The following is a 6,626-nucleotide window of genomic DNA, read 5'->3' on the forward strand; positions in this document are numbered from 1 at the left end:
TCGGGGTCGGGGGCGGCGTCGGTGGCGACGACGTCGACGAACGGCCGCCCGGGGTCCATGCCGCGGAAGCGGATGCCGGTGAGGGCCCAGCCTCCCCCCGGCAGCCCGAGCACCCGGTTGGCCCAGGCCAGCGGGTCCGTCACCCGCGCGGAGCCGGCCGCGCGGGGGCCGATGGCCTCGCGCAGCCCGGCGCCGAAGCCGGCGTCCGCGACGCGGTCGACTTCGTCGCCCAGGTGGCCGGCCAGCTGGGCCCGCAGGGCGGCAGGCCGGTACCAGTCCCGCAGCACCGGTGCCGCCTGCCCGACCCGGGCCGCGACGGCGCGCTCCAGCAGGCCGGCGGGGTCCGCGGTCGGGAGGAGGTCGTCGGCCACGGGCTCAGGACACCACCGCGGACGGCGCCTCGCCACCGCTGCGGCGGCGGCCGCGGGCGGGCGGGGCGACGGGTGGGGGCAGGGCGACCCGGGACGCGAGGTGCGGTGAGGGGAACGTGCCGTGCGGGAAGCCGAGGGCGGCGACGAAGTGCTCCTGGAAGCGCGGCTCGACGGCGGTCTCGACCTTCTCGACGCGCCCGGTGACCTCCTCGACCTCGCGGCGCGCGGCGGCCGACAGCAGCACCATGAGCGACCCGCGCCCGGCGGAGTTGCCCACCGAGCGGATCCGGTCGAGGTCGCAGTCCGGCACGAGCCCGAGCACGGCCGCGTACAGGGGGTCGATGTGGCTGCCGAAGGCACCGGTCAGCCGCACCTCGTCGACCTCGTCCACCCCGGCCCGGTCCAGGAGCAGCCGGCAGCCGGCCTGCAGCGCGGCCTTGGCCAGCTGGACGGCGCGCACGTCGGCCTGCCGGACGACGATCTCGGGGTCCTCCCAGAGCCGGTAGCCCCAGGTCCGCCCCTCGGGCACCATCCGCGCCGAGTCGACCGGCCGGATCGTGCCGTCGGACCCGACGACGCCCGCGAGGTACAGCTCGGCGACGGCCTCGATGATCCCGGACCCGCAGATGCCGGTGACCCCGGCGCGGCGGCTGCGGCGGGCGAACTCCGGCTCGTCGGACCAGGCGTCCACGCCGATGACCCGCACCCGCGGCTCGTAGGTCGCGCGGTCGATCCGCACGCGCTCGACGGCGCCCGGTGCGGCCCGCCGGCCGCCGGAGATCTGCGCGCCCTCGAAGGCGGGCCCGGTGGGGGAGGAGGCGGCGAGCACGCGGTGCCGGTCCCCGAGGACGATCTCGGCGTTCGTGCCGACGTCGACGCAGAGCAGGAGCGCGTCCGACCGGTGCGGGCCCTCGGCGAGCACCATGGCCGCGGCGTCGGCGCCCACGTGACCGGCCACGCACGGCGGCAGGTACACCCGCGCCCCGCGGTGGACCCCGAGCCCGAGCGTCGACGCCGCCACCGTCACCGCCCCGCTCGTGGCCAGGGCGAACGGTGCCGACCCCAGCCGGGTCGGGTCGAGCCCGAGGACGAGGTGGTGCATCACCGGGTTGCCGACCATCGTCAGCTCGAGGACGTCCTCGGGGGAGATCCCCGCGTCCTCGCAGAGGGTGACGACGAGCCCGGCCAGCGCCTCGCGGACGGCCGCGGTGAGCCGGGCGGCGCCGCCGGGCTCGAGCATGGCGTACGACACCCGGCTCATGAGGTCCTCGCCGTAGGCGATCTGCGGGTTCATCCGCCCGGCCGACGCCAGCACCGCACCGGACGCCAGGTCGCACAGGTGCGCCGCCAGCGTCGTCGACCCGACGTCGACGGCCACCCCGTGGGCGGCGTCGCGCAGCCCCGGCCAGACGGCGACGACCTCGCGGCCGTCCCGGACGGCGACGGTGACCTCCCGGTGCCCGGCGTCCAGGGCGGGCTGCAGGGCCACGAGCACGTGGTGGTCCGGCCGCACGTCCGCGAGGCCCCACTCGGCCGCGAGGGCCGCGGCCAGCCGCTCCGCGTCGCCGGTCGGCTGCTCCAGGATCGGCTCCGGCAGCTCGACGTAGTGCAGGCGCAGCACGGGGTCGACCGCGACGTCGGGCCGCCCGGCCTCCTTGCGGACGACCTGCCGGTGCACCTGGCTGGCCTCGGGGACGTCGACGACGACGTCGGCCAGCACCTGGGCGGCGCACGCCAGCCGGTGCCCCGGCGCCAGCGGCCGGCGGCCGGCGTACCCGGTCTCGGGCAGCGACGGTGGCGACAGCCGGCCGGGGTCGGCGGGCAGCCCCGGACGCTCGCCGAGGGTCACCTGGCAGCGTCCGCAGAGCCCGCGCCCGCCGCACACCGAGTCGACGTCGACCCCGAGCGCGCGGGCGGCGTCCAGCACGGTCGTCCCGGCCGGCACCGTCCCCCGCCGCCCGGACGGCACGAAGGAGACGGTGACCGGCGGGTCAGCCGGCACGGGCAGCCCGGCGCCGGCCCCCTCGCCGGACGGCCGCGTCCTCGGGCGAGCGGTGCTGAGCGATCCAGCGAGCGCAGTGCGCGTCGTTGCCGGTGAGCACGTCGGCGGCCATGACCGCCTCGCGGACCTGCGCCTCCAGCGGGTTGGTGATGGCCGAGCTGAGGCCGGCGCCGATCGACATGGCGAGGAACGCGGCGTTGATGCCGGGCCGGTGCGGCAGTCCGAAGGCGATGTTCGAGGCGCCGCACGTCGTGTTCACCCCGAGCTCGTCGCGCAGCCGGCGGACGAGCGTGACGACCTGCCGCCCGGCCGTGGCCACCGCCCCGATGGGCATGACGAGCGGGTCGACGACGACGTCGGCCGCGGCGATGCCGTGGTCCGCGGCCCGCTGGACGATCCGGCGGGCGACCTCGAAGCGGACGTCCGGGTCCTCGTCGATCCCGTTCTCGTCGTTGGTGATCGCGACGACCGCGGCCCCGTGCCGGGCGACGAGCGGCAGGACGGACTCCAGCCGGTCCTCCTCGCCGGTGACGGAGTTGACGAGCGCCTTGCCGTCGTACGCGGCGAGCCCGGACTCCAGGGCGGCGACGACCGAGGAGTCGATGGACAGCGGCACGTCGACGACGGCCTGCACCCGCCGGACGGCCTCGGCGAGGATCGCGGGCTCGTCGGCCAGCGGGATGCCGGCGTTGACGTCGAGCACCGTGGCCCCGGCCTCGACCTGCGCCAGGGCGTCGGCGACGACGCGGTCGTAGTCGCCGGCGACCATCTCGGCCGCGAGCGCCTTGCGGCCGGTGGGGTTGATGCGCTCGCCGATGACGACGAAGGGCCGGTCGTGGCCGATGGTGACCTCGCGGGTGGCCGAGGAGAGCAGGGTGTCGGTCACGGGGTGTCCTCGCGGGCGTCCCGGACGGCGCGGACGATCTCCTCGACCCGCTCCTTGGGGTGGGCCTGCTCCAGGGCCGCGACCTCGGCGGCCACCTCGGCGTCGAGGTCGGGGCCGCACGGCCGGGTCACGGTGCGCCAGTGCTCCATGTACTCGTCGGCGCCGGCCAGCCCGCCGCCCATCGCCGCCCGGTCGATGGCGCGCTGGAAGCGCGGGTGCAGCTCGGCGCGGGCGCTGCGGGCGGCGTCGCGGGCGACGACCTGGGCCGGGAGGTCCTGCCACCAGATGACGCTCAGCTGGGGTCCGGTCTCGCGCGGGCTCACGCCGGGGCCCCTTCCAGCGCCGGGGCCGACCCGCGTCGCTGGAGCACGAGCCGCTGGGCGGTCTCGGCGGCGACGGCGGCGTCGCGGCAGTAGGCGTCGGCCCCGACGGCCACGCTGAACTCCTCGTTCACCGGCGCCCCGCCGACGAGGACGATGTAGTCCTCGCGCACGCCGCGCTCGACCATGGCGTCGATGACGACCTTCATGTACGGCATCGTCGTCGTGAGCAGCGCCGACATCCCGAGGACGTCGGGCCGGTGGGTCTCCAGCGCCTCGAGGTAGGCTGCGGCGTCGTTATTGATGCCGATGTCGACGACCTCGAAGCCGGCGCCCTCGAGCATCATCGCCACGAGGTTCTTGCCGATGTCGTGGATGTCGCCCTTGACGGTGCCGATGACGACCTTGCCGACCGGCGGCGCGCCGGTCTCGGCGAGCAGCGGCCGCAGCAGCGCCATCCCGGCCTTCATCGCGTTCGCCGCCAGGAGCACCTCGGGGACGAAGAGGATGCCGTCGCGGAAGTCGACGCCGACGATCCGCATGCCCTCGACGAGCGCCTCGGCCAGCACGCGCTGGGCGTCCCAGCCGCGGCCGAGGAGGATGCGGGTGCCCTCGGCGACCTCGTCGGCCAGGCCGTCGTAGAGGTCGTCGTGCATCTGCTCGACGAGCTCGCCGTCGGCCAGCGCGCCGAGGTCGATCTCGGGTTCGGACATGGGTCTCTCTCCTCGGCTCAGCCCTGCACGGTGTAGCTGCTCCCGGGGGTGACCTCGCGGTTGCGCGAGAAGACCCCGAGGTCCAGGGGCGCGCCGGTGTGGCGCGCGGTGACGACGAGCGGGTCGGCGTCGTGGTCGTGCCCGCCCTCGACCGCCTCGACGAGCTCGGCGACGCAGTGCCCGGCGACGGGCGCGTTCTTGAACTGGTTGCCGGAGGTGCCGATGGCGACGTAGAAGCCGTCGAGGTCGGTGCGGTCGTAGACGGGGATCCAGTCGTCGGCGACGTCGTAGACCCCGACGACGCCGGCCGGGCGGTTCGGGATGCGGAGCCCGGGCAGCCGCTTGGCCAGCCGCAGCGTCTGCCGCTCCCAGCCGGCCGGCGTGACGGTGGCCGGGTAGTCGTCGAGGTCCTCGATCCACTCCAGCTCGTCGCAGGCCGGCTCCAGCGACCCGACCGACAGCGTCCCGCCGGTGCCGGGCCGCACGTAGACGCCGGAGTCGTCGTCGCTGAGCAGACAGGTGAGCGGCGTCCCGGTGTCGTCGAGCGGCGAGGGCAGGTGGTGCACCTCCTGGCGCATCGGCCGGGTGCGGATGCGCATCGTCCCGGTGAGGCCGGCCAGGTCGTTGACCCGGGCCGAGGCCGGGCCGGCGACGTTGACGACCACGGGGGCGGCGACGGTGCTGCCGTCCTCGAGGCGCACCCCGGTGACCCGGCCGGCGTCCCGCTCGACCGCGACGACGCGGGTGCGGAAGCGGAAGGTGGCGCCGCGGGCCTCGGCGGCGCGCTGGAGGTTGTGGCTGGCCAGCTGCGGGTCGTCGACGTAGCCGGCGTCCGGGCTCCACAGGGCGCCGGGCAGCGGTGGCGCGTCGTCGGGGTCGGCCCAGAACCTCTCGGAGTCGACCGGCACCGGCGGGCCGAGGCGGCGCGCGTCGACGAGCGGGACGCGACGGGCGAGCTCGGCGGCGTCCCAGGACTCGTACGGGACGCCGAGCGCGTCGAAGTGGCCCTGCACCCGCTGCACCCAGCCGCTGCCGTCGTCGACGAGCGCCATGCCGCAGGTGACGAGGCGGGCGAGGCCGCGCTCGTCGGGGACCTCGGACCCGCCGTCGGCGAGGTGGTTGGCCCACCCGCGCCAGTAGTGCAGGCCCTCCCAGGCCATCGCGCACCCGGCGGCGGTGGAGTAGGAGAACCGGACGATGGCGCTGGAGGCGCTCGTCGACCCGAAGCCGGCGGCGGGCAGGGCGTCGACGACGAGGACCTCCCGGCCCCGACGGGCGAGCTCGAAGGCGACGGACGCGCCGACGACTCCCGCGCCGACGACGACCGCGTCGGCACGCGGGGAAGCGGGTGGCGCGCTGAGCGCCATGTCCACCTCCTCGCCAGCCTCGTGCCGACCAGGTGATTACCACAATGCGGGAATCTGTCGCTGGTTACCGTTGAGCGGTAAGGTACGCCGCGTGAGCAGCGGAGTCCAGAGCGTCCAGCGGGCGGTCGCCCTCCTCGGCGCGGTGGCCGAGCGACCGGCGGGGCTCGTCGACCTCGCCGGGGCCACGGACCTGCCGGTCAGCACCACCGCGCGCCTGCTCTCGACCCTCGTCGGCGTCGACGCGCTGCGCCGCGACGACGACGGCACCTACCGCATCGGCCCGGCCGTCTCCGCGCTCGGCGGCGAGGCCGAGGAGCGCGAGCAGACCATCGAGGACGTCGCCTACCCGCATCTCGTCGGGCTCGCGACCCTCCTCGACGAGGCCACCGGGCTGTCGGTGCGCGCCGGCGACGACACCGTCACCGTGCTCCAGGTCGACACCCCCCGCCCGGTGCAGGCGCAGAACTGGGAGGGCATGCGCTGGCCGCTGCACGCCGGGGGGTCGGGGCTGTGCGTGATGTCGACGTGGTCCGCCGAGGTGCTCGAGCAGTACCTGGACGAGCACCCGGACGCCGCGACGGTCCGGCGCCGCCTGGCCGAGGGCGACCCGGACGGGGTCTGGTGGACGGTCGAGGACTACGTCGAGGGGCTGACCAGCGGCGCCGTCGCGGTCCGGGACCGGGACGGCGCGGCGGTGGCGGCGATCTACGCCTACGGCCCGTCCTACCGCTTCCCGGACCCGGCGCGGGTGGCCGAGGTCGAGAGCGCGCTCGTCGAGACCGCCGGGCGGGTGGCCCGGGCCTGGGGGTCGCAGCTGGCCGGGCCGGTCAGCAGTCCGGAGGAGGAGTCCCGATGACCGAGCACGCCGTCACCGCCGCGCCCGTCGACCCCGCCGGCACTGCCGGCCCCGACGCCGGGGGCCGCCCCGAGCGCGGCCGCCGGCGCCGGCGCGAGGCCGCCGGTCCCG

6 protein-coding genes and 1 pseudogene are annotated in these 6,626 nt (G+C 76.3%); 1 reads left to right on the forward strand and 6 read right to left on the reverse strand.

The window, feature by feature from the left end; all coding sequences use genetic code 11:
- The 6 genes and pseudogenes from EPD83_RS19495 to EPD83_RS19520 form a co-directional block, all read right to left on the reverse strand.
- Positions 1-371, reverse strand: a pseudogene (locus tag EPD83_RS19495) (hypothetical protein); the annotation flags it as partial.
- Positions 372-375: 4 nt separating this feature from the next.
- On the reverse strand, positions 376-2,340 hold the full coding sequence (locus EPD83_RS19500; protein WP_205859628.1) for an ASKHA domain-containing protein: 1,965 nt from the start codon (positions 2,338-2,340) through the stop codon (positions 376-378).
- 22 nt (positions 2,341-2,362) lie between these two features.
- Positions 2,363-3,259 (reverse strand): dihydropteroate synthase, encoded by an 897-nt coding sequence (locus EPD83_RS19505; RefSeq protein WP_128367120.1) that lies wholly within the window; start codon positions 3,257-3,259, stop codon positions 2,363-2,365.
- Positions 3,256-3,582 (reverse strand): virulence factor, encoded by a 327-nt coding sequence (locus EPD83_RS20820; RefSeq protein WP_164896506.1) that lies wholly within the window; start codon positions 3,580-3,582, stop codon positions 3,256-3,258. The genes EPD83_RS19505 and EPD83_RS20820 overlap by 4 nt, the downstream gene beginning before the upstream one ends.
- Complete coding sequence (locus EPD83_RS19515; protein WP_165567031.1) at positions 3,579-4,292, reverse strand: corrinoid protein; 714 nt, start codon at positions 4,290-4,292, stop codon at positions 3,579-3,581. The genes EPD83_RS20820 and EPD83_RS19515 overlap by 4 nt, the downstream gene beginning before the upstream one ends.
- Positions 4,293-4,309: 17 nt before the next feature.
- A complete protein-coding gene (locus tag EPD83_RS19520) occupies positions 4,310-5,659 on the reverse strand; it encodes an NAD(P)/FAD-dependent oxidoreductase (protein WP_128368190.1) in 1,350 nt (449 codons plus the stop codon).
- Between the two features lie 91 nt (positions 5,660-5,750).
- Between EPD83_RS19520 and EPD83_RS19525 the strand changes: the two genes are divergently transcribed.
- Positions 5,751-6,515: an IclR family transcriptional regulator gene (locus tag EPD83_RS19525; protein WP_164896723.1), complete on the forward strand. Its 765-nt coding sequence runs from the start codon at positions 5,751-5,753 to the stop codon at positions 6,513-6,515.
- Positions 6,516-6,626 lie beyond the last annotated feature (111 nt).

The organism is Phycicoccus flavus, assembly GCF_004025965.2.
Classification (GTDB): Bacteria; Actinomycetota; Actinomycetes; order Actinomycetales; family Dermatophilaceae; genus Phycicoccus; species Phycicoccus flavus.